21 protein-coding genes are annotated in these 20,920 nt (G+C 64.0%); 4 read left to right on the forward strand and 17 right to left on the reverse strand.

Translation table 11 applies throughout. The features are described 5' to 3' along the window. Position 1: 1 nt before the first annotated feature. The 3 genes from DFK10_RS03575 to meaB form a co-directional block, all read right to left on the reverse strand. Positions 2-349 carry a hypothetical protein gene (locus DFK10_RS03575; protein ID WP_109386687.1) on the reverse strand — a complete coding sequence of 116 codons (348 nt, stop codon included), beginning with the start codon at positions 347-349 and terminating at the stop codon, positions 2-4. A gap of 110 nt (positions 350-459) precedes the next feature. Further along, complete coding sequence (rpmB, locus tag DFK10_RS03580; RefSeq protein WP_109386689.1) at positions 460-747, reverse strand: 50S ribosomal protein L28; 288 nt, start codon at positions 745-747, stop codon at positions 460-462. A 157-nt stretch (positions 748-904) separates the two neighbouring features. Beyond that, complete coding sequence (gene meaB / locus DFK10_RS03585) at positions 905-1,885, reverse strand: methylmalonyl Co-A mutase-associated GTPase MeaB (RefSeq protein ID WP_109386691.1); 981 nt, start codon at positions 1,883-1,885, stop codon at positions 905-907. 107 nt (positions 1,886-1,992) lie between these two features. On the opposite strand from meaB, the gene hrpB reads away from it, so the two are divergent. Then, positions 1,993-4,401 (forward strand): ATP-dependent helicase HrpB, encoded by a 2,409-nt coding sequence (gene hrpB / locus DFK10_RS03590; protein ID WP_109386693.1) that lies wholly within the window; start codon positions 1,993-1,995, stop codon positions 4,399-4,401. A gap of 93 nt (positions 4,402-4,494) precedes the next feature. On the opposite strand, the gene gndA is transcribed toward hrpB, so the two are convergent. Next, on the reverse strand, positions 4,495-5,901 hold the full coding sequence (gndA, locus tag DFK10_RS03595) for an NADP-dependent phosphogluconate dehydrogenase (protein WP_109386695.1): 1,407 nt from the start codon (positions 5,899-5,901) through the stop codon (positions 4,495-4,497). Between the two features lie 132 nt (positions 5,902-6,033). Between gndA and DFK10_RS03600 the strand changes: the two genes are divergently transcribed. Both DFK10_RS03600 and DFK10_RS03605 read left to right on the forward strand, forming a co-directional pair. Beyond that, positions 6,034-6,483, forward strand: a complete 450-nt coding sequence (locus tag DFK10_RS03600; protein ID WP_235866756.1) for an NUDIX hydrolase — start codon at positions 6,034-6,036, stop codon at positions 6,481-6,483. A gap of 109 nt (positions 6,484-6,592) precedes the next feature. Next, on the forward strand, positions 6,593-8,062 hold the full coding sequence (locus tag DFK10_RS03605; RefSeq protein ID WP_109386699.1) for an inorganic phosphate transporter: 1,470 nt from the start codon (positions 6,593-6,595) through the stop codon (positions 8,060-8,062). A 9-nt stretch (positions 8,063-8,071) separates the two neighbouring features. On the opposite strand, the gene argF is transcribed toward DFK10_RS03605, so the two are convergent. From argF to DFK10_RS03630, 5 genes are all read right to left on the reverse strand, one after another. Beyond that, positions 8,072-8,998, reverse strand: coding sequence for an ornithine carbamoyltransferase (argF, locus tag DFK10_RS03610; protein ID WP_109386701.1), 927 nt, complete (start codon positions 8,996-8,998; stop codon positions 8,072-8,074). Between the two features lie 56 nt (positions 8,999-9,054). Next, positions 9,055-9,537, reverse strand: coding sequence for a GNAT family N-acetyltransferase (locus tag DFK10_RS03615; protein ID WP_217810050.1), 483 nt, complete (start codon positions 9,535-9,537; stop codon positions 9,055-9,057). Next, positions 9,530-10,708: an aspartate aminotransferase family protein gene (locus DFK10_RS03620; RefSeq protein WP_109386705.1), complete on the reverse strand. Its 1,179-nt coding sequence runs from the start codon at positions 10,706-10,708 to the stop codon at positions 9,530-9,532. Before DFK10_RS03620 ends, DFK10_RS03615 begins: the two co-directional genes overlap by 8 nt. Positions 10,709-10,897: 189 nt before the next feature. Next, a complete protein-coding gene (locus tag DFK10_RS03625) occupies positions 10,898-11,398 on the reverse strand; it encodes a ClbS/DfsB family four-helix bundle protein (protein WP_109386707.1) in 501 nt (166 codons plus the stop codon). 87 nt (positions 11,399-11,485) lie between these two features. Further along, positions 11,486-12,289, reverse strand: a complete 804-nt coding sequence (locus DFK10_RS03630; RefSeq protein WP_109386709.1) for an ABC transporter permease — start codon at positions 12,287-12,289, stop codon at positions 11,486-11,488. Positions 12,290-12,423: 134 nt separating this feature from the next. Between DFK10_RS03630 and DFK10_RS03635 the strand changes: the two genes are divergently transcribed. Further along, positions 12,424-13,038: a GcrA family cell cycle regulator gene (locus DFK10_RS03635; protein WP_109386711.1), complete on the forward strand. Its 615-nt coding sequence runs from the start codon at positions 12,424-12,426 to the stop codon at positions 13,036-13,038. On the opposite strand, the gene DFK10_RS03640 is transcribed toward DFK10_RS03635, so the two are convergent. The 8 genes from DFK10_RS03640 to DFK10_RS03675 all read right to left on the reverse strand — a co-directional run bounded on the left by DFK10_RS03640 (position 13,035) and on the right by DFK10_RS03675 (position 20,634). Then, positions 13,035-13,655: a uracil-DNA glycosylase family protein gene (locus DFK10_RS03640; protein WP_235866757.1), complete on the reverse strand. Its 621-nt coding sequence runs from the start codon at positions 13,653-13,655 to the stop codon at positions 13,035-13,037. The two genes, DFK10_RS03635 and DFK10_RS03640, sit on opposite strands and share 4 nt — an antisense overlap. Positions 13,656-13,678: 23 nt before the next feature. Next, positions 13,679-14,395, reverse strand: coding sequence for a ThuA domain-containing protein (locus tag DFK10_RS03645; RefSeq protein ID WP_109386713.1), 717 nt, complete (start codon positions 14,393-14,395; stop codon positions 13,679-13,681). Beyond that, positions 14,392-15,261 carry an NAD(P)-dependent oxidoreductase gene (locus tag DFK10_RS03650; RefSeq protein WP_109386715.1) on the reverse strand — a complete coding sequence of 290 codons (870 nt, stop codon included), beginning with the start codon at positions 15,259-15,261 and terminating at the stop codon, positions 14,392-14,394. Before DFK10_RS03650 ends, DFK10_RS03645 begins: the two co-directional genes overlap by 4 nt. A gap of 1 nt (position 15,262) precedes the next feature. Beyond that, the gene (locus DFK10_RS03655) at positions 15,263-16,774 is read right to left on the reverse strand and encodes a sugar ABC transporter ATP-binding protein (protein WP_109386717.1); all 1,512 of its coding nucleotides are present in this window, start codon (positions 16,772-16,774) and stop codon (positions 15,263-15,265) included. Next, positions 16,771-17,772: an ABC transporter permease gene (locus DFK10_RS03660; protein ID WP_109386719.1), complete on the reverse strand. Its 1,002-nt coding sequence runs from the start codon at positions 17,770-17,772 to the stop codon at positions 16,771-16,773. The genes DFK10_RS03655 and DFK10_RS03660 overlap by 4 nt, the downstream gene beginning before the upstream one ends. 14 nt (positions 17,773-17,786) lie before the next feature. Then, entirely contained in the window at positions 17,787-18,761 is a 975-nt protein-coding gene (locus tag DFK10_RS03665) for an ABC transporter permease (RefSeq protein ID WP_109386721.1), read from the reverse strand. Between the two features lie 39 nt (positions 18,762-18,800). After that, entirely contained in the window at positions 18,801-19,598 is a 798-nt protein-coding gene (locus DFK10_RS03670; RefSeq protein ID WP_109386723.1) for an SDR family oxidoreductase, read from the reverse strand. Between the two features lie 73 nt (positions 19,599-19,671). After that, positions 19,672-20,634, reverse strand: a complete 963-nt coding sequence (locus DFK10_RS03675) for a sugar ABC transporter substrate-binding protein (protein WP_109386725.1) — start codon at positions 20,632-20,634, stop codon at positions 19,672-19,674. Between the last annotated feature and the right edge of the window lie 286 nt (positions 20,635-20,920).

A 20,920-nucleotide genomic window follows, 5' to 3' on the forward strand; every position in this document is an offset into this window, starting at 1 on the left:
TTCAGACCGACAGGGGTGGGCCACGGGCCAAGGTCGTGATGTGGACAAGCGAAACCGCATCATGACTGTCAATTGCATAGCCCACGCGCTGCATGTGGACAGGTTGCATTGCGCCGGGCGGCGGCAGGTCCAGCGCCGCCATGAAGGCCAAAGCCACGTCAGGGCAGATATGTGCAGGCCCGACCGGATTGCCATCCTTGTCGATGGCCACAACTATCACGCCGTCGCCGGAACAGATCTCGACCTGGCCCGCCGCATGTGGCTGGCCACGCGCCACCGCCAGCTGCTGCGAGGTCAGGGCGACCAGCAGAGCGAGGGTGACCGTGAAGAAGGATCGGATCGACGTCATAATCCCTAGCTATGCCTTGGGCCAACCAACCGGAATCGGACAAAGCGCCGCGCATAAGACAAAAGCCCGGACGCGGCGCGACCGGGCTTTGGCAATGGATCGGGCCAGGATCAGGCCGAGGCTTGCGCCTTCAGGATATCCTTCTTGACCTTCAGGGCATCGGCGGACAGCTCGATGTCTTTCGCCTTGGCCATGAACTGGTCCAGGCCGCCGCGATGGTCAACGGTGCGCAGGGCTGCCGAGGACACGCGGAACTTGAAGCTCCGGCCCAGAATGTCGGACTGAAGGGTCACGTCCTGCAGGTTCGGCAGGAAGCGGCGCTTCGTCTTGTTGTTGGCGTGGCTGACATTGTTGCCAGTCATCGGGCCTTTACCGGTCAATTCGCAACGACGCGACATGTTCTTCTTCCTTGTCCAGACAGGGCCCAGCGGACGGGCGAGCCCCTCGTTCAAACAGCATAGGCCCCGCGGCTGGGCAGGGCCTCGAATTCGGTTCGCGGGAATTAGGCGGATTCCGCGGTGCAGTCAACCCGCCAGCGCCAGATTCTGCGCCGATCTAGGCCGTGCCGCGAAACCGCTGCACCAATCGATCGGCGGCCAGGGCCGGCAGAAGCTCGCCGCTGGCGACCTTGTCCTGAAGATCGTGCAGCATTCCGGCAATCTCCGTGTCCTCTTCGAGCGCGGCCAGCAGACCCGCGCGCACTTCCTCACGGAACCAGAACATGGCCTGGGCGGCGCGGCGCTGATCCCATATCCCGTTGTCGCGGCGCCAGCGCACCAGGGCCTGCATCTGCTCCCACGCCTCCGCGATTCCGCCCGTTTCCAGCGCCGAGACGGTCAGCGCCTTGGGAAACCCATCGGGGTCCTGCGGACGGCGGCGCAACAGGCGCAGCGCCCCGGCATAGTCCGAACAGGTGCGGATCGCCTGTCCGCGCAGCTCACCATCGGCCTTGTTCACGAGGATCATGTCGCAGGTTTCCATGATCCCGCGTTTCACGCCCTGCAATTCGTCGCCGCCCGCCGGGGCCAGCAACAACAGGAACAGGTCCGACATTTCCGCCACGGCGGTTTCCGACTGGCCCACGCCCACGGTTTCGATCAGGACCACGTCGAAGCCCGCCCCTTCACACAGCGCGATGGCCTCGCGGGTGCGGCGGGCCACACCGCCAAGCTGGCTTTGGCTGGGCGAGGGGCGGATGAAGGCCTTTGGGTCGCGCGACAGCCGTTCCATCCGGGTCTTGTCGCCCAGGATCGACCCGCCGGATCGCGCGCTGGACGGATCCACCGCGAGCACGGCAACCTTGAGGCCCTGCCCGGTCAGCATCAGGCCGAAGCTTTCGATGAAGGTGGATTTGCCGACCCCCGGCGTGCCCGACAGGCCGATGCGCAGCGCCTGACGCGAGGGATCCAGCGCCGCGAGCACCTCGGCGGCCTGGGCGCGGTGGTCCGGTCGCGCACTTTCCACCAGGGTGATGGCCCGGGCCAGGGCGCGGCGATCGCCGCGGGCGATCTTCTCTGCCAGTTCGGTCGTCTCCATGGCGCATCTTGTGGCCCGGTATGGCGCCACTGTCCATAGCCGGGGGCGGTGCACTCCTTCCAAGCAAGCCCTTGACCTCGGCGCGCGGGCGGGCTGCAACTGGGCCGATGCAACGCTTGCCCATTGATGATTGCCTGCCCGAGCTGATCGCCGCCCTGCGCGCCGAGGGCCGCGCCGTGCTGCAAGCGCCCCCGGGTGCGGGCAAGACCACCCGCGTGCCGCTGGCCATGCTGGAGGCCGGCCTGACCAAAGGCCGCATCGTCATGCTGGAACCGCGCCGCCTGGCGACCCGCGCCGCGGCAGAACGGCTGGCCGAAGGGCTGGGCGAACGCCCCGGCGAAACCGTCGGCTACCGGATGCGCGGTGCGAATGCTCCCGGCAAACGGATCGAGGTCGTGACCGAGGGCATCCTGACCCGCATGATCCAGTCGGACCCGGATCTGCCCGGCATCGGCGCTGTGATCTTCGATGAATTCCACGAACGCTCGCTCAATGCCGATCTGGGCCTGGCCTTGGCGCTGGAAGCGCGCGCGGCGCTGCGCCCGGACCTGATGCTGCTGGCCATGTCGGCGACGCTGGACGCGGGCCCGGTCGCCGACCTGATGGACAACGCGCCGGTCATTACCTCGGAAGGCCGGAGCTACCCGGTCGAGACCCGCTTTCTGGATGCACCGGTCGCCAAGGGCATACGATTGGAAACCGCAACGGCGCGTCTGATCGAGAAAGCGACGTCCGAGACAGAGGGCGGCGTTCTGGTTTTCCTGCCCGGCGAGGGGGAAATCCGGCGGACGGCAGCGCAGCTCTCCATGCCCGGCGATTGCCAGGTGCGACCGCTCTACGGCGCCCTGCCCTTTGCCAAGCAGCGCGCAGCCATCGCCCCGACTGTCTCAGGTCGCAAGGTCGTGCTGGCCACCTCGATCGCCGAAACCTCGCTGACAATCGAAGATATCCGCGTGGTGGTGGATGCGGGGCGCGCGCGGCGGGCCCGGTTCGATCCCGGCTCTGGCATGTCCCGGCTGGTGACAGAGCCGGTCAGCCGCGCCGAAGCGACCCAGCGGGCGGGACGCGCCGGGCGCGTGGCCGAGGGGGTGTGCTACAAGCTTTGGACGAAGGGGGCCGATGGCGCCCTGCCGGCCTTTGCCCCGCCCGAGATCGAGGCCGCTGACCTGGCCGGGCTGGCACTGGAACTGGCGGTCTGGGGCAGCGCCGATCTGCCGTTTCTGACCCCGCCGCCAGAGGCCGCGCTGGACGAGGCGAAGGCCCTGCTGCGAAGCCTCGGCGCGCTGGATAGCGAGGATCGGGTCACCCCCCATGGCCGCGAGCTGGCCCGGACGCCCCTGCATCCAAGGCTGGCCCATATGCTGCAGGTGGCCGGAAAGGACGCGGCACCACTGGCCGCGCTGCTGGCAGAGCGCGACATCCTGCGCGGCGCGCCGGCGGATCTGTCGTTGCGGCTGGCTGCCCTCAAGGGGCGCTATGACGGCCCCGGAGAGGTCAATCTTCCTGCCCGCGACCGTGCGCGCGCCGAGGCGAAGCGACTGGCCAAGGGGGCAGCGCAGGCCACACAGCTGAGCCCCGCCCAAATGGCCGCGCTGGCCTACCCCGACCGTGTCGGGATGCGCCGAGCGGGCGATGCGCCGCGCTATGTCCTGTCGGGCGGCAAGGGCGCCGTTCTGGACACCGAGGATCCGCTAGCCGGTCAGCGCTTGCTGGTGGTTACCGACACGGATGGCAACCCGCGCGAAGCCCGTATACGCGCCGCCCTTCCCCTTACGGAAGCGGAGTTGCGCGAGGTGTATGGAGACCGGATCGCGTGGCAGGAAAGCTGCAGCTGGTCCCGCCGCGACGGTCGGGTTCAGACACGGCGACAGGAGGTCTATGGCGCGCTTGTCCTGGATGACCGCCGATGGCCCGATGCCCCGCCCGAAGCCGTGGCCCGCGCCATGCTGGAGGGCATCCGAGAGCTCGGCTTGCACCTGTCGCCCGCCGCCGAGCGTTTTCGCACCCGCGTGATGCTGCTGCGCGCGCAGGACGACAGCCTGCCGGACATGTCGGACGCGGCGCTTTTGGCTGGGCTGGACAATTGGCTTCTTCCGCACCTTGCGGATGTGCGCAGTGCCGGCGACTGGAAAGCATTCGACAAACTGCCCGCCCTTCAGGCAATGCTGGATTGGCCCCAGCGCAGCCGATTGGACAGCGAGGTGCCCGGTCACTTCACAACGCCGTTGGGGCGCAAGGTGCCGATCGACTACAGCGGCGCGGCACCCGAGATTTCCCTGCGCCTGCAGGAGATGTTCGGCCAGACCACCCACCCGCAAGTGGCCGGGCGCCCCCTGCGCGTGACCCTGCTGTCGCCCGCCGGACGGCCGGTGCAGACCACCATGGATTTGCCGGGATTCTGGGCAAGCTCCTATGCCGACGTGCGCAAGGACATGCGCGGACGCTATCCCAAGCACCCCTGGCCCGAGGACCCGACACAAGCAGATCCAACCTTGCGCGCCAAGCGGAAGCGATAGCCGGGGGCTCTGCCCCCGTCGGCCCGGTGGGCCGACTCCCCCGCGGTATTTTCGACCCAAAGAAGTCGGGGGCGCGTTAACCTTGATTTGGGGTTACCGCCACCAGGGGCCGTGGCGATCTTTGCCGCCATCGACCCGTTCGAACCCGTGCATGCCGAAGAAATCGCGCTGGGCCTGGATCAGATCGGTGGTGCCACGGGCGCGGGTCATCGTATCGAGGAAGCCCAGCGCCGCGGCGAGAGCGGGCACAGGGTGGCCGGCTTCCATGGCGCGGGCAACCACAGAGCGCAGGGCGGTCAGGCTGTCTTTCAACATGGGTTTGAAAGCCGGGGCAAAGATCAGCTGATCATGGGGTGGCGCCCCGCGAAAGGCCTCGGCGATGTCATCGAGCAGGGCCGAGCGGATGATGCAGCCCGCGCGCCAGATTTCGGCGATACGGGCGGGATCAAGCGACCACTCGAATTCCTCGGAGGCGGCCAGAAGGATACGGAACCCCTGCGCATAGGCGATGATCCGGCCGGCCAGAAGCGCCTGTTCCATCTGTGCCTCGGTCAGGTTGACCGGGTCCGGTTCGCTGTCGAAAAGGGCCTCGCCGGTCTCCCTCAATGGTTTTTCGGCCGACCAGCTGCGCGCGGCGACGGCCGCCTCGACCGTCGTGGCGGACTGGCCCATCTTCACCGCTTCGATCACGGTCCAGCGGCCTGTCCCTTTCTGGCCAGCCATGTCGAGGATCGCGTCCACTGCCGGGACGCCTGGCGCATCCTCTGCCTGAAGCACCTTGCCGGTGATTTCCACAAGGTAGCTTTTCAGAGACCCGTTATCCCAGGTTTCGAATGTCCTGCCGATCGCGCCGGGCGGCTGATCCATGCCATACCGCATAAGGCCGTAGATTTCCGCGATCATCTGCATGTCGGCATATTCGATGCCGTTATGGACCGTCTTGACGAAATGGCCGGCCCCGTCAGGTCCGAGATGCGCAGCGCAAGGTTGGCCCTCATATTTGGCCGAAATGGCCTCGATCACGGGGCGGATCGCTGTCCAGGCGTCCGTCGTGCCGCCCACCATGATCGATGGGCCATTTCGCGCGCCCTCTTCGCCGCCGGACACGCCCATGCCGATATAGGTCAGGCCCGCCGCCTCGACCGACCTGGTGCGCCGGCGGGTATCATTGAAATCGCCGTTGCCGGCATCAATGATCGTGTCGCCCTTGTCGAGCAGCGGCATCAGCCGCTCGATGGTCGCGTCGACCGGTCCACCGGCCGGCACCATCAGGATGATCGCACGGGGGGCTGGCATTTGCCGGACCATCGCTTCCAGATCATGATGGGGGCTGAGCGCATCGGCAAGCCCGGCCTGTTCCGCCTCGTCCCGAAACGCATCGACCACGTCATCGCTGCGGTTCGAGACATGCAGGCCGAAGCCCTTTTCAAGGATATTGAGCGCCAGCGCGCTGCCCATGGTGCCAAGCCCGTAGAGGCCAAGTGTCGCGATGTCGGTCATGTCGATTTCCCTGGCAGGCCCTGCATGGGCGGCGGCCCCTGATTTGCGTGTTCTTATTAACTTGTTTATAAGAGGCGACTAATAAAAAGAAAATCGGCAGGCATCTTAATGACTTTTGAAAGCCTTACACACTTGCGCGACTACGTTGCGCCGCTCTTTCGACGCCCGAACGCGGTGCAGGTGGCCGCGCTGTGCCATCGCACCGGCGCATCGGGCCCCGAGGTGCTGTTGGTGAAGAGCAGTTCCGGCCGCTGGATCCTGCCCAAGGGTTGGCCGATGGAAGGCACGGATGGCGCCGGCACGGCTTTGACCGAAGCGTGGGAAGAAGCGGGCGTGAAGCGCGGCAAGGCCGAAAACAAGGCAATCGGCACCTTCCAGACCGTGAAAGTCCTGGAGACCGGGCCGGACGTGCCGTGCACAACCTATGTCTACCCGATCGAGGTCCGCAAACTGGCCGATGACTATCCCGAAGCCGTTGAGCGGGAACGCAAATGGCTGCCAGTCTCGGAAGCCCGCGCCGTGATCGACGATTCCGGGCTGCGTGAGATTCTCGACCTGTTCGAACGCAGGAACGCGGCTTGATCACAGGCCCGATTGCATCGCGGAGCGCGATGCACTACCCCGCGCCATAGCAGAAATGTAACAGTTTTGTGACACGTGGCCGACACCGCGTGGCACGGGGGACGCGGACATGGCCGACGACAAGACCCAATGGACAACCCTGGACAAGGATCTGGGGCGGATCAGCCAGCTTGAATACGCGTCCAACTACGTCGCTCGGCCGATGGTCGGGCTTGGCATCGCGTTGGCCTTCATGGTGGTCGTCGGATTGCTGGCCGGGTTCCTCTGGGGCGGGCAGCCGACATCGCTGGTCATCGTCGCGGCCGCGATCTTCGGGGCCTATATGGCGATCAATATCGGTGCCAATGACGTGGCCAACAACATGGGGCCGGCGGTGGGCGCAAACGCCCTGACAATGGGCGGCGCCATCGTCATCGCGGCGCTTTTCGAAAGCGCCGGGGCGCTGCTGGCGGGCGGCGATGTGGTTTCGACCATTTCCAAGGGGATCATCACGCCGGACAGCCTGGCCGATTCCACCGTTTTCATCTGGGCGATGATGGCGGCGCTGATCTCTTCGGCACTCTGGGTGAACCTGGCGACCTGGGTGGGTGCGCCCGTCTCCACGACCCATTCCGTGGTGGGCGGGGTCATGGGGGCGGGGATCGCGGCCGCCGGCATCACGGCGGTCAACTGGCCCACCATGGGCGCGATCGCCGCCAGCTGGGTCATTTCCCCGGTCCTGGGGGGTGTGATCGCTGCCGGTTTCCTGGCCTTCATCAAGGCCAATATCATATACCAGGACGACAAGATCGCCGCCGCGCGGCGCTGGGTTCCAGTGCTGATCGCGATCATGGCCGGGGCCTTTGCCGCGTATCTGTCGGTGAAGGGGCTGAAGCGGATCATCGAGCTGGATATCGGCACGGCACTTCTGATCGGGCTGGCCGTCGGCGCGGTAGCCTATGTGATCGCCGCCCCGTTGATCCGTCGCCAGTCCGAGGGGATGGAGAACCGCAACAAGTCGCTCAAGGCGCTGTTCGCCCTGCCCCTCGTCTTTTCCGCCGCGCTGCTCAGCTTTGCCCATGGTGCCAATGACGTGGCCAATGCGGTGGGGCCGCTGGCCGCCATCGTCCATGCCGAGGAGTTTGGCGAATTCGCCGGCAAGGTCAGCATCCCGACATGGATCATGGTGATCGGCGCGTTCGGGATTTCCTTCGGCCTCGTCCTGTTCGGCCCAAAGCTGATCCGCATGGTCGGCAGCCAGATCACCAAACTCAACCCGATGCGGGCCTATTGCGTGGCGTTGTCCGCGGCGATCACGGTGATCGTGGCCAGCTGGCTGGGCCTGCCGGTGAGTTCGACGCATATCGCCGTCGGCGCGGTCTTCGGCGTCGGGTTCTACCGGGAATGGCATCACGAACGACGCGCCCGTGACCGGGGCGCGGCCAATGGTGTACGGCTGCCGGTCGAGGAAAGGCGCCGGCGCAAGCTGGTCCGCCGGTCACATTTCATGACCATCGTGGCGGCCTGGGTGATTACCGTGCCCGCAGCGGCGCTGTTGTCCGGCCTGATCTTCCTGGGACTCTCGTCGGTCGTCTTCTGACCAGAGAGATCATACGCCCAGGCAGTGCCGCATGATCGCCTTCTGCGCATGCAGGCGGTTTTCGGCCTCGTCCCAGATGACGGAATGCGGGCCATCCATGACCTCGGAGGTGGCCTCATCATCGCGATGGGCCGGCAGGCAATGCATGAACAACGCATCCGGGTTGGCCTGGGCCATCAGTTCGGCATTGACCTGGTAGCCGCGCAGCTGGTTGTGGCGGCGTTCGCGGGCCGATTGCGGATCATGCATGCTGACCCATGTATCGGTCACGACGAGATCGGCACCCTGAACGGCCTTGTGGGGATCCCGTTCGATCTCGACCTTGACGCCCTTGGCACGGGCCTCTTCAACGAAAACCTGCTCGGGGTCCAGCGGTTCCGGCCCGGTGAAGGTCAGATCGAAGCCGAACTGCCCTGCGGCGTGAATGAAGCTGGCGCAGACATTGTTGCCGTCACCGGACCACACAACCTTCTTGCCCGCGATGGGGCCGCGATGTTCCTCGTAGGTCAGAACGTCGGCCATGATCTGGCAGGGATGGCTGCGGTCGGTCAGGCCGTTGATTACCGGCACATCGGCATATTCGGCCATTTCCAGCAGGGTCTGTTCTTCGAAGGTGCGGATCATGATCAGGTCGACATAGCGCGACAGCACGCGGGCGGTGTCGGCAATGGTTTCACCATGGCCCAACTGCATGTCGGACCCCGAAAGAACCATGGTCTCGCCGCCCATCTGGCGCACCCCCACATCGAAGGAAATGCGCGTCCGGGTCGAGGGTTTCTCGAAAATCAGCGCCACCATATGCCCGGCCAGCGGGGTCTGGTCATCGGCCATGCCCTTGGGGCGGCCATTGCGGCTGCTCTTCATGGCGGCGGCGCTGTCGATGATCTGCCGCAGCTCGGCGGCGCTTGTCTTGTTGATGTCGAGGAAGTGGGTCATGTCAGTCTGCTTTGTTCTGTGGCTGGCAAAGCCAGGCGTTAGGGGGCGGCGTCGCGTCAGGGATGGATCATCACCTGCACCGGATCACCGTCTTCGCAGGGGGTGATTTTCAAGGGGCGGAACCCGGCCCGGCGATAGGCCGCGATGGCGCGGGCATTGGCGGGGTCGGGATCTGTCAGGACGACCGGCGCGTATCGTCGAAGCTCTGCCAGACGTGCCGCGATATAGCCGGCCCCGTGCCCCTGCCCCAGGTAAGCCGGATCACCGAGGAACGTGTCGATTGCGCGCGCCGCGGGGTCCTGCCCGGCATATTGCGGCGCGCCGAAGGCATGGGCGTTGTAATCCTGGATAAAGGCGAAGGGCGTGCCGTCATGGCAGACGATGCGCATGTCCACGATGTCCTTGTCCAAAACGTCTTCGACCAGCCGCGCCTCGGTCGCGCTGTCGCCCCACCAACCCTCAATATGCGGCGCATCGAGCCACGCCTTGAACATCGGCAGGTCATCACGCGTGATCGGTCTGAAGCTGTAGTCACTCATCGGCCTCAAGCGCCGACGCGGCCGCATCCAGCCGGGTCAGTGCCTCCTTCATATCGGCGTCACTCAGGTTAAGCGGTGGCAACAGGCGCACCACATTGTCAGCGGCCGGCACGGTCAGCAGTTCCTGACCATAGCCTGCCTGCACGACATCGGTATTGGCGGCCTTGCATTTCAGGCCCAGCATCAGCCCCGCCCCGCGCACCTCTTCAAAGATGTCGGGATGGCTGGCAACCAGTCCTTCCAGCCCCTGCCGCAGCTGGCCCGCCTTGCGGATTACCTCGGCCAGGAAGGCGTCATCGGCGATGATCTCCATCACCTTGCAGCCCACGGCACAGGCAAGCGGGTTGCCACCATAGGTCGACCCGTGGGTGCCGGCGGTCATCGCTTGTGCGGCCGCTTCCGTAGCCAGCACGGCACCCAATGGAAAACCGCCACCGATACCCTTCGCCACCATCATGATATCGGGCGAAATGCCTGCCCATTCATGGGCGAAGAGCTTGCCGGTCCGGCCCACGCCGCATTGCACCTCGTCGAGGATAAGCAACAGGCCATGTTCGTCGCACAAGTCCCGCAGCCCTTTCAGGCAATGATCGGGGACCGGGCGAATACCGCCCTCGCCCTGCACCGGCTCGATCAGGATCGCGCCGACATCAGGCTGCGCGGCGGCCGCCGTCAGGGCGTCATGATCGCCCCAGGGCAGGCTCCGGAACCCGGGCAAGATCGGGCCGAAGCCCTTGGTCATCTTCTCCGACGCGGCTGCAGCGATGCCCGCGCTCGACCGGCCGTGGAATGACCCTTCGAAGGTCAGGATGACGGGACGGTCCTCGCCTCGGTCATGGCGGTACTTCCGGGCCATCTTGACGGCCAGCTCACAGCTTTCCGTGCCCGAATTGGTGAAGAACACCGTGTCGGCGAACGTCGCGTCCACCAACATGTCGGCCAGCCTCTGCTGCGGCGCGATCTGGTAGAGGTTCGAGACATGCCACAGCTTGCCCGCCTGGTCGGTCAGGGCCTGCACAAGATCGGGGTTGGCATGGCCCAGCGCGTTCACCGCGATCCCCGCCCCGAAATCGAGGAAACGTCGCCCGTCCTGCTCCACCAGCCAGCTGCCTTCGCCCGACACAAAGCTGAGCGGCGCGCGGTTATAGGTGGGAAGAACGGTAGGGATCATCTTGGTGGTCCTTGTCTGGAAAGCCCGAGTGATGCCGAATGGTCGGGCATTGGTCAACGATGTCAAAGGGAAATGATGCGCACGCGTGGCGCGCCGGACGCAGCTTCAGCGTCGGCGTCGAGTCTGGGCAGAGTTCAGCACGCAAATCATGGCGTTGCCCTTAGGGCAATTCACCGACCGTTGGAACCCCTATTCGGCATCCGCACGCAAACAGGCACGGATGTATTTGGCGGCCGAGCGATAATGCGACGGCCCCGCGGCCTCGGCCCATCGTCCGGCCGTCCAGTCGTTGTTGGCGCCCTTCATCGGTCCGCCATAGAGCGTCGCATCGTCCTTTTCGGTCATGAAGGCGAGCAATCGCCCATGACGATCGGCAAGCATAGCGCGCGCCGAGTCCCAGTCCATGTTTGCCTGTCTTTGGCGAAGATCGGCGTTGTAGCGCTTGAGCTGGTTCCACTTGTAGCCCGGTGCGGGAAAGGCCACGTCCTTGCCGGCCTGACCGTCGTGGTACCAGCCCAGGAAAAGGTCGATCCAATGGGCTCGATGGGCGATCACATCCTTGATCGACGTGCCCTCGTCCCGTTTCCGCATGGCCTGTTCTTCCGGAATCCCGGCGATCAGGCGCGCCAGCTTGGTATAGTCCTTTTCGGTGACGGCAATGAGGTCAGCACGAGTCGTGGCGGCGGGCATGGACAGGCTCCTATCGGGTCATCACGTCCCTCGATAGCATAGCTATCCTTATTGTGCCTTGATCCCGCGCAACGGAGCACGCCGCTGTCAGGCCTTGAGCCGGTATCCGCGGCGCAGCATGAGCCAGACGATCCCCAAGACCACGACAGCGGATCCCAGAACCACGGCCAGCCCCAGCCAGGGCGAGCTGTCGGAGACGCCGATGGCGCCGAACCGCACCCCGTCGATCATGTAGAAAAAGGGGTTGAGGTGGCTGAAGGTCTGTAGCGCGGGCGGCAAGGCCTCGATCGAGTAGAAGGTGCCCGACAGGAAGGCCAGCGGCGTGATCAGGAAATTGGTGATCGCGGCCAGCTGGTCGAACTTGTTCGCATAGATGCCACCGATCATGCCCAGCCCGCCAAGGACGACCGACCCCGCCACCACGAAGGTCAGCGACCAGAGCGGATGCGGCCAGGCCACATCGAGGAAGAGCCACGCGCCCATGGCGATGACAACGGCGACCAGCATCCCCCGCGCCACGGCCCCGGCCATGTAGCCGACGACCAGCTCGGCCGGGGACAGGGGAGGCATCAGCGTATCCACGATATTGCCCTGCACCTTGGCCGACGCGATCGAGGACGAGGTATTGGCAAAGGCATTCTGGATCACCGTCATGGTCAGTATGCCCGGTGCGATGAACTCCAGAAACGGCACGCCCATGACATCGCCCCGGCGGGTGCCGATGGCGATGGTGAAGATCATCAGCAACAGCCCCGCATTGATCAGCGGTGCCATGATCGTCTGGGTCCAGACATTCATGAAGCGCAGCACCTCGCGCCGTGCCAGCGTCCAGGTTCCCAACCAGTTCACGGTGCCGAAGCGCCGCACGCCCATTTCAAGATTCTCTGCCATGTTCGGGGTCCTTTTGGATCACATCCGCTTGTATCCGCCGCATGCGTGCTTAGAATAGGACGCTGACCCGAGATACAACCCCCCGCGCGGTGCCGATCCGGCATCCGGGGCCAGACCAAGCGGATTGGAAGCAGATGTCCTGGACCGACGAACGCGTCGAGATTTTGAAGAAGATGTGGGGCGAGGGCCAGTCGGCCTCCCAGATCGCCAAGGAACTGGGCGGCGTGACCCGCAACGCGGTGATCGGCAAGGTGCACCGCCTTGGCCTGTCCAACCGGGCAGGATCCGGCGGGGGGGCTGGTGCCGCTGCGCCCAAGGCCGAGCCCAAGACGAAGCCGGCGGCCAAGGCCAAGCCGGCCGTCAAAGCCAAGCCCAAGGCCAAGAGCCCGGCGACCGAAAACCCCAAGGCCGACGAGTCCGCCGATCCCGCGCCGGCGACCGAATCCGCTCGTCCGGCAGGGCCAGCGCGCCGCGCGATCATTCCCGCCGGGCAGCCCCTGCCGCCCCAGCCGAGTGCCAACGAGATCGACCCTGCGGCCCTGGCCAAGGTCAACGAGGTTGAAAAGGGCGCCAAGAAACTGAACCTCATGGAGCTTACCGAACGGACCTGCAAATGGCCCATCGGTGACCCCGCGACCGAGGAATTCTGGTTCTGCGGCCTGCCGGTGCAGCAGGGTAAACCCTATTGCGAGGCGCATGTGGGCGTGGCGTTCCAGCCGATGTCCAGCCGCCGAGACCGCAAGCGCTAGACGATCTCGCGGATACGCGCCTTCAGAACCGGCAGCAATTCGGCCTCGAACCAGGGGTTTCTTCGCAGGAACGCGTTGTTGCGCCAGGACGGGTGCGGCAGCACGAAAGTCTCCGGCGCATGGTCGCGCCAGTTGCGGACGGTTTCGGTGACGCCGGCGCGTGCCGCCTCGCGCCCCAGGTGCCAAGCCTGCGCATAGCGGCCGATGATGATCGTCGTGGCGATACTGGGAAGCTGCGCCATTACCGTCGCGCGCCAGGTCTCGGCGCATCGGGGCGGCGGCGGCAGGTCACTGCCCTTGGCATCATAACCGGGAAAGCAGAACGCCATCGGCACGATGGCCACCCGGTCCTTGTCGTAGAATTCCGCCCGGCTCAGGCCCAGCCAGTCCCGCAGCCTGTCCCCGGACCGGTCATCGAAGGGCACGCCGCTTTCATGCACCCGCATTCCCGGCGCCTGGCCCGCGATCAGCAGCCGTGCCGATGGTCGGAACCATGGCACCGGACGGGGCGCATGCGCCGTCTGCGTTTCGGCAAACTGGTCCGCACAGAGGGTGCAGGCCCGCACCTGGGCCTTGAGGGTTTCGGCGTCGATGGCGGCGCTCCTTTCGGGGATCACCGTAGCGCCGCCCGACCCGCTTGTCAGCGTGCGGCCGCCTTGCCCTCGGCGGCCCAGATCGCACCGCGACGGATCATCTCGGTCACCTGCGGGACTTTCAGATCGTCCAGCTCATGCCCGATGGAGCAGTAGAACACCCGCCCCTTGTCCCAGCGCCTTGTCCATGTGACCGGGATCACCGTGCCCTCGATCCACCACAGGTGGTCGCCGCTGAACGTGGTGGTGGCCAGCACGTTGTTCGAGGGATCGGTCAGCATGTAATATTGCTCGGACCGGATGCGGAAACTGCGGATGCCTTCGACCAGCGGATGGTCGGGCTGGCAGATCGTGACGTCATAGTCGATGTAATCCTCGGCCGGTTGCAGGTTGTCGGGCCAGCCCGGCGGATGCGCCACGAATTGCCCCCCGATCAGGAAGTGATAGGTCGGGCGGTCGCGGAAGGCGTCGCCCATATGCCCGTGCCACCCAGCCAGCCCACAGCCGTTCCCGATCAGCTTCAGCAAACCGTCTTCCTGCGGCTTGGTCATGTTGCCGAATTCTTCCTGGTGGCCCGACCGGGCCGAGGACCAGATCGGCGTGATCAGGTCGAGATCGGCCAGTTCCTCGGGGCGTTCCAGGGGCTCCAGCGTGTCGTAGACAGCGACCTCGAACCCGTTCGCTTCCAGCAGGTCCTTGTACCAGTCGGCGAAATGGGTCGGGGTGTGGCCTTCCCACCCGCCGACGAAAAGCGCGGCTTTCATTGCGTGTCCTTCCTCATGAATTGCAGGATCGAGGCCATGTCGCGGGCACCATAGCCTTCGGCCTCGGCCTGAAGCAGCTTGTCCAGTGTAACCCGGCCCTGCGGCATGGCGGTGCCCAGCCGATCGGCCAGCGCGGCGGTGACTTCCATATCCTTGCGCGCCAGCGCGACGGTAAAGGTCACGTCATGCGCATCCTCATCGAGATAGAGCGGGCGGCGGTATTTCAGCATCGGCGCCGCGGCGGCGCTGTTCTCGATCACGTCAAACGCGGCCTCGGGGGCGATGCCCGCGGCCTCGGCTAGCGTCATGGCCTCGGCGAGGGTCTGGTTGAGGCCATGGATCAGCGAATTCACCGCCAGCTTCATGACCGAACCGGCCCCCGCCGCACCAAGGCATATCGTGGCCCGCCCCATTGCATCGAAAAGCGGGCCAAGCGACTCTGCCTCGGCCTCGGTGCAGCCGGCCATGATCAGCAATTGCGCATCTGCCGCTGCCTGCGTGGCCCCGGACACGGGCGCGTCGATCACGCGGGTGCCTTCGGGTGCGGCCTGCACAAGCGCGGCGATATGGTCGGGCGACATCGTGCCCATCTCGACGAAAAGCTTCGCGCCGTTGGCCGCGAACAACCCCTCTTCGCCAAGATGCACCGCCTCAGAGGACGGGTCATCGGCCAGCATTGTCACAACGACATCGCAGGACGCGGCCAGCGCGCGGGGGGTCTCAGCGAGACCACACCCGGTATGCTGGGCCAGCATGCGTGCTTTGGCGGAGGAACGGTTCCAGACCGTCACATCAAACCCGGCCCCGACGAGATTGCCGGCCATATGAGCACCCATACGACCCAGCCCCGCGAAACCCACGCGCATGTCAGGCGACCTTGTCACCTTCGAGGCCGGAAATCGCCTGGATCAGGCTATCCTCGGTCACCTCTTCGGAGGTGAAGGTGCGCATGACCTTGCCCGAGAACATGGCGACGATCCGGTCCGAGACATGCAGCACCTCGGGCATTTCCGAGCTGATGACGATGACCGCATAGCCCTGTGCCGCGAGGTCGCGGATCAGGTTGTGGATCTCGGACTTGGAGCCGACGTCGATGCCGCGCGTGGGTTCATCCACGATCAGCACCTCGGGATGCATGGATAACCACTTGCCGATGACGATCTTCTGCTGATTGCCGCCCGACAGGTTGCCGGCGATCTGCCGCCAGCCCGGGGTGCGGATGTCCAGCTTGTCGCGATACTGGTCGAAGATCGCCACTTCCGCACCGTCGCTGACAAACGGTCCGGCGGTCAGGTCATCGACCTGCGGCAGGGTCATGTTGTCACGACAGTTCATGCCCAGAACCAGCCCCTGCCCCTTGCGATCCTCGGGCACCAACGAGATGCCCCGAGCGATGGCCTCCATCGGCGAATGGATACGGACCTCTTCGCCATTCAAGAGGATCTGCCCCGCAGACGGATCGCGCAGGCCGAAAATCGTCTCGGCGATCTCGGTGCGGCCAGCACCGACCAGCCCATAAAAGCCGACAACCTCGCCCCGGCGCACCGAGAAGCTGACATCCTCGAACAATTTGCCACAGGACAGGTTGCGCACTTCCAACGCGACATCACCCAACTCGTGGTGGCTTTCGTTACGCGACAGGTCCAGCTTACGGCCAATCATAAGCTGTGTGACCTCTTCCTCGTTGGTCTCCGCGGTGTTGAGCGTGCCACGATAGCCACCATCGCGCAGAACGCTGATCCGGTCCGTGATCTTGAAGATTTCTTCCATCCGGTGGGAAATGTAGATGATCCCCACCCCCTTGGATTGCAGATCCGCGATCACCTCGAACAGCACGACCTTCTCGGCGTCCGTAAGCGAGGCTGTCGGCTCATCGAAGATCACCGCGCGAGGATCGACCGTCAGGGCACGTGCGATTTCGACCATTTGCTGGTTCGCAATCGACAGGTCGCCCACGCGCGTTCTGGCGTCGAAGCCGACGTTCAGCGTTTTCAGGATCGCGTCCGTCTCGTCATAGAGCTTCTTCCAGTCCACACGCCCAAAGGACTTGTGCGGCAGCTCGCCCAGCCAGATGTTTTCGGCCACGGACAACTCGTCCGCAAGGCTGAGTTCCTGGTGGATGAACACGACGCCACGGGCCTTGGCCTGCATGGGCGAAGCGATGGTGACAGGTTCCTCGGCAATGTAGATCTGGCCCTCATTCGGGTCGTAGATGCCGCCCAGCACTTTCATCAGCGTCGACTTTCCGGCGCCGTTCTCGCCCATCAGGGCATGGACTTCACCGGGGCGGAGATCGAAGGAAACACCGTCGAGGGCGCGGACGCCGGGGAAGGTCTTGACGACCCCCTCCAGGCGCAGAACGGGGGTTTGATCCGTCATACTTTCAACTCCTCTTTGCCCTTGCGGTTCAACTGACGATCCATGAACAGCACTGCGATCAGGATCAGGCCAATGACAAGGTTCACGGTCGATGTATCGGCCCCGATATGGCCCAGACCCTTGCGAAGCAGCTGGATTGCGATGACCCCGCCCATGGTCGATACGATCGAGCCGTAGCCGCCGGTCAGCTTGGTGCCGCCAAGAACGACTGCAGTGATGGCCCAAAGCTCGAACAACATCCCATCATTGGGGTTCACCGAGCCGCTTTCGGAATAGAAAACCACCGCAGACAGGGCGGCCAGGAAGCCGATCAGCATGAAGTTCCACAGGAAGTGCGGACCAACTCGGATACCGGCATTCACGGCCGCTTCGCGGTTGTTGCCGATGGCATAGGCGTTGCGGCCATGCAGGGTCTTGGTCATCAGCAACCAAAGGATCACCGCCGCGCCGAACAGGAACCAGGTCGCAGTGTGCAGCCCGAGGAACTGCGCTTCGGCGAAATCGACAAGCGTCCAGTTCAGGTGGCTGGTCGGCTGTTCGCCGTTATACATGAAGACCAGACCACGGAAGCCCAGCATCGAGCCCAGCGTGACGATGAACGCATCGACACCGGTCTTCCAGACGATCAAGCCATTGATTGCCCCAAGGATAACGCCCGTCAGCAGAGCAAAGCACCATGCCAGCGGAATGGCCCAGTCACCGAGGTTCTGCATGAAGGGCCATGTCATGCTGTCCAGCAAGACAATGGCGGCCAGCGCGAAGGTCGCCCCGACGCTCAGGTCGATATTGCCGTTGATCATGACGATGGTCATGCCCAGGGCGATGATCCCGATCGGCGCCGACTGCTTGAGCAGCAGCAGCATGTTTTCGAAATCCATGAAGGCCTTGTCAGTGACCGCCCAGTATTCCCCGGCGATCGAGAAGAAGGCCAGTTCGAGGACGATGAAGCCCCAGATCCCACCTTGCTTGAGGAGGTCTTTTCTTTTTTCAGGTGCCATGTCTTAAACCTCCCTCAAGCAATCGGCGACCAGAGCCGGCCACGCTTGGCTGCGATATCCAGCCAGACCGCCAAGATGATGACTGCCCAGACCACGATGTCCTGCACGTAGAACTCCAGGCCAACCAGCAGCAAACCGTTCTCGATGAAGCCGAAGATCAGAACGCCGATCAGGGTCTTGAGAATGGTGCCCGATCCCCCAAGCAGCGAGGCGCCACCAAGAATGACCATGGCCAGAACCTCCAGCTCGTAGCCCTGACCCACCGTGTTTTGACTGCCAAGGCTGCGGCTGGCCTGCAACAGACCGGCCGTGGCCACACAAAAGGCCGAGACCAGATAGGTAAAAAAGACAACCCTCGCACGCGGAATACCCGAGAAGGTTGCCGCCTGCCCGTTCCCGCCCACGGCGTAGATCTTTCGCCCGAAAGGTGTTTTGGACAGGATCAGGCCAAGGACGAGGGCGAGCAGCCCGAAGATGATGATCGGCATCGGAATGCCGACGATATCGCCCTGCCCGAAGATGCTGAACCAGGTGCCCTGCTTGTCGGCGATGTCCATGTTCTTGCCCCCCGACCATGTCAGGGTGAGACCGTGGATTGCCGATAACATCCCCAATGTCACAATCAGCGAATTGAGTTTGAGATACCCCACAAGAAATCCGATGAACGCCCCCAGCAATAGGGTCAGGCCGAACATGGCCGGAATGGCCAGTGTCGGGCCGATCTTGTCGTGAAGGTCCAGAACGACGATGGTCGAGAACGACATCATCGACCCAACGCTGAGGTCCAGGTTGCCGCCGATCACCACGAAGGTGACGCCAAGCGCCATCACGCCGAGGATCGCCGAGGACCGGATCACCCCGAAGATGTTGTCCATTGCGAGAAACCGCTGATTGGCCAGCGCGAAGCCGACCATGAAGATCACGAAGGCCACAAGAATACCCTGCCTTGCAAGGAACCCCCCAATGCCCTTTTTCGTCAATTCCGCCATGTCATCCTCCCTGTTGGTGCGCCGCGGCCTGCGGTTCGGTCACACCAAGGTCATCCCACCGTCGATCATCACGATCTGTCCGGTCATGTAGTCGCTGTCCCGTGACGCCAGGAACGTCGTGGTCCCGGTGATGTCTTCGGGTTTGGCCACCCGGCCCTTCAGGATCTCGGCCGAGAATTCCTCCATGGCCTGTCCCGGGCGCTCGGCGGCGCCGATCTCCATCAGGTCCTGATCGACCTGTTCCCACATCTCGGTGGCAACAACGCCCGGGGCGAAGCCTGTCACCGTGATATCATGTTTGGCAAGGTCCCGCGCGCCCGATTGTGTCAGAGAGACCACGGCCCACTTGCTTGCGCAGTAGGGCGCAACATTGTCAAAGCCCTGCCGGCTGGCGATGCTGGCGGTGTTGATGATCTTTCCGCCGCCGCCCTGGGCAATCATCTGCCGGGCCGCTTCCTGCATGCCGATCATGCAGCCCAGCCCGTTGATCCCCATAATGAAATTCCAGTTTTCCTCGGTCACATCAAGGAAGTTCATGGGCTTGTTGACGCCCGCATTGTTGAACTTCACATCCAGCCGGCCAAAGATTTCGACGGTATGGGCGATCATCGCCCGGACCTGTTCGCGATCGACCACGTCAACCGCAGCATGGGTCACCTTCGCCCCGGCCTGCGCTGCACGTTCTGCGTTGGCGTCGGCCACTTCGGCAATCTTTTCGGCGTTGATATCCGCGAAACACACATTCGCGCCCTCATCCAAGAGCGCCTCTCCGATTGCGCGGCCGATACCTTGCGCCGCGCCAGTGACGATACAGGACCGCCCCGAGACTCGGGTCATCTCTCACCCCCTCGATGTCTGGATACGAAAATGCGCGGGGCAGACGTGCCGCCCCGCGCATTCCGGGAGTGTCTTAGAAGACGGGCTTGGAGAACTCGTCCATGTTTTCCTGAGTGATCTTCGGCGTGTCGAAGTAGTTCAGGAACGGCACGTCTTCACCGCTGAGCACGTCGATCGCGGTCTTCAGCGCGGCTTCGGCGTCATCAACCGGCGACTGGTAGATCGAACCCCAGTAGGTGCCTTCGGCCATGGCTTCGTAGCCAACCGCGAAGTTGGTGGCACCGACGAAGGTGATGCCATCGGCACGGCCAGCGGCGATCGCGGCGTTCATGGCGCCAACGCCCATGTTGTCATCGCCGGAATAGACGCCGTCGATGTCGTCGTACTTGACGAGGAAGGCTTCCATCACCTGCTGCGACTTTTCGCGGTTCCAGTCACCGGGCTGCTCGTCGATCTGTTCGACGTTCGGGCAAACCTCGGGCAGACGATCGTTGAAGCCCTGGGCCCGCTCGATGGCGGTGGTGTAGCCCGGCTGGCCGGTGATGTGCACGACCTTGGCTTCGTTCTCGATGCCCAGATCCTTGAAACGGTCACACATGATCTCGGCGGAACGGGCGCCCTGGGTCACGTTGTCGGGGCCCGAGAAGGACGCGACGAAATCGAAGCCTGCTTCGGCGATGTTGGAGTTGGTGACGATCACCGGGATATCGGCCTGATGTGCCTTGCGCACGGCGGGGATCACGGCCTCACCGTTGGTCGGCCAGATGATGATGGCGTCGACTTCCTGCTGGATCAGGTCTTCCATCTGGGCGATCTGACGCGCGACGTCACCACCGGCGTCCAGAACGACGACTTCGACGTTCTCATTCGCTTCGGCGGCAGCAATGAAGGCCTGCTCGTAGGTGGTCTGGTAGCTGTCGACACCGACGTTGTTCTGGGTGATGCCGATCGTGTAGCTGGCGTGAGCCTCGGCCAGTGCCGACGTGCCGATCATGGCCGTCGTGCAGGCAAGGGCGAATTTCATGGTCTTCTTCATTTCCGGGGTCCTCCCATTGGATGTTCTCTTGTGAATTGCAGCTGTCCTCTCAGCCCGGACCGAATCCGGCGCAATCCCTGCTGTATGACGCGCGATTCTCGGCCGCTTGTGATCGGCCATTTAGTTCATTTTGAACTTTTTGGTATCCATTTTGGATTTATTATAGATACTGATGCCCGCCCAAATTGAACATTTTTCAGGAGAGCGACGATGCGCGAATCGGAGCGTCACCCCGTTTTCACCCGAACTGATCGAGTCATGCAGCAGCCCGACGCAAAAACTATCC

The sequence above is a fragment of the Salibaculum griseiflavum genome, assembly GCF_003129565.1.
GTDB lineage: Bacteria > Pseudomonadota > Alphaproteobacteria > Rhodobacterales > Rhodobacteraceae > Salibaculum > Salibaculum griseiflavum.

Bases quoted from the DNA above. Each gene is read 5' to 3' on its own strand.
- rpmB (WP_109386689.1), bottom strand. From the start codon at position 747: ATGTCGCGTCGTTGCGAATTGACCGGTAAAGGCCCGATGACTGGCAAC.
- hrpB (WP_109386693.1), top strand. From the start codon at position 1,993: ATGCAACGCTTGCCCATTGATGATTGCCTGCCCGAGCTGATCGCCGCC.
- DFK10_RS03630 (WP_109386709.1), bottom strand. From the start codon at position 12,289: ATGGCAGAGAATCTTGAAATGGGCGTGCGGCGCTTCGGCACCGTGAAC.
- DFK10_RS03625 (WP_109386707.1), bottom strand. From the start codon at position 11,398: ATGCCCGCCGCCACGACTCGTGCTGACCTCATTGCCGTCACCGAAAAG.
- DFK10_RS03605 (WP_109386699.1), top strand. From the start codon at position 6,593: ATGGCCGACGACAAGACCCAATGGACAACCCTGGACAAGGATCTGGGG.
- DFK10_RS03675 (WP_109386725.1), bottom strand. From the start codon at position 20,634: ATGAAGAAGACCATGAAATTCGCCCTTGCCTGCACGACGGCCATGATC.
- DFK10_RS03615 (WP_217810050.1), bottom strand. From the start codon at position 9,537: ATGAGTGACTACAGCTTCAGACCGATCACGCGTGATGACCTGCCGATG.
- DFK10_RS03655 (WP_109386717.1), bottom strand. From the start codon at position 16,774: ATGACGGATCAAACCCCCGTTCTGCGCCTGGAGGGGGTCGTCAAGACC.
- DFK10_RS03660 (WP_109386719.1), bottom strand. From the start codon at position 17,772: ATGGCACCTGAAAAAAGAAAAGACCTCCTCAAGCAAGGTGGGATCTGG.
- DFK10_RS03645 (WP_109386713.1), bottom strand. From the start codon at position 14,395: ATGAAAGCCGCGCTTTTCGTCGGCGGGTGGGAAGGCCACACCCCGACC.
- meaB (WP_109386691.1), bottom strand. From the start codon at position 1,885: ATGGAGACGACCGAACTGGCAGAGAAGATCGCCCGCGGCGATCGCCGC.
- argF (WP_109386701.1), bottom strand. From the start codon at position 8,998: ATGACCCACTTCCTCGACATCAACAAGACAAGCGCCGCCGAGCTGCGG.
- DFK10_RS03635 (WP_109386711.1), top strand. From the start codon at position 12,424: ATGTCCTGGACCGACGAACGCGTCGAGATTTTGAAGAAGATGTGGGGC.
- gndA (WP_109386695.1), bottom strand. From the start codon at position 5,901: ATGACCGACATCGCGACACTTGGCCTCTACGGGCTTGGCACCATGGGC.
- DFK10_RS03650 (WP_109386715.1), bottom strand. From the start codon at position 15,261: ATGCGCGTGGGTTTCGCGGGGCTGGGTCGTATGGGTGCTCATATGGCC.
- DFK10_RS03670 (WP_109386723.1), bottom strand. From the start codon at position 19,598: ATGACCCGAGTCTCGGGGCGGTCCTGTATCGTCACTGGCGCGGCGCAA.
- DFK10_RS03665 (WP_109386721.1), bottom strand. From the start codon at position 18,761: ATGGCGGAATTGACGAAAAAGGGCATTGGGGGGTTCCTTGCAAGGCAG.
- DFK10_RS03620 (WP_109386705.1), bottom strand. From the start codon at position 10,708: ATGATCCCTACCGTTCTTCCCACCTATAACCGCGCGCCGCTCAGCTTT.
- DFK10_RS03575 (WP_109386687.1), bottom strand. From the start codon at position 349: ATGACGTCGATCCGATCCTTCTTCACGGTCACCCTCGCTCTGCTGGTC.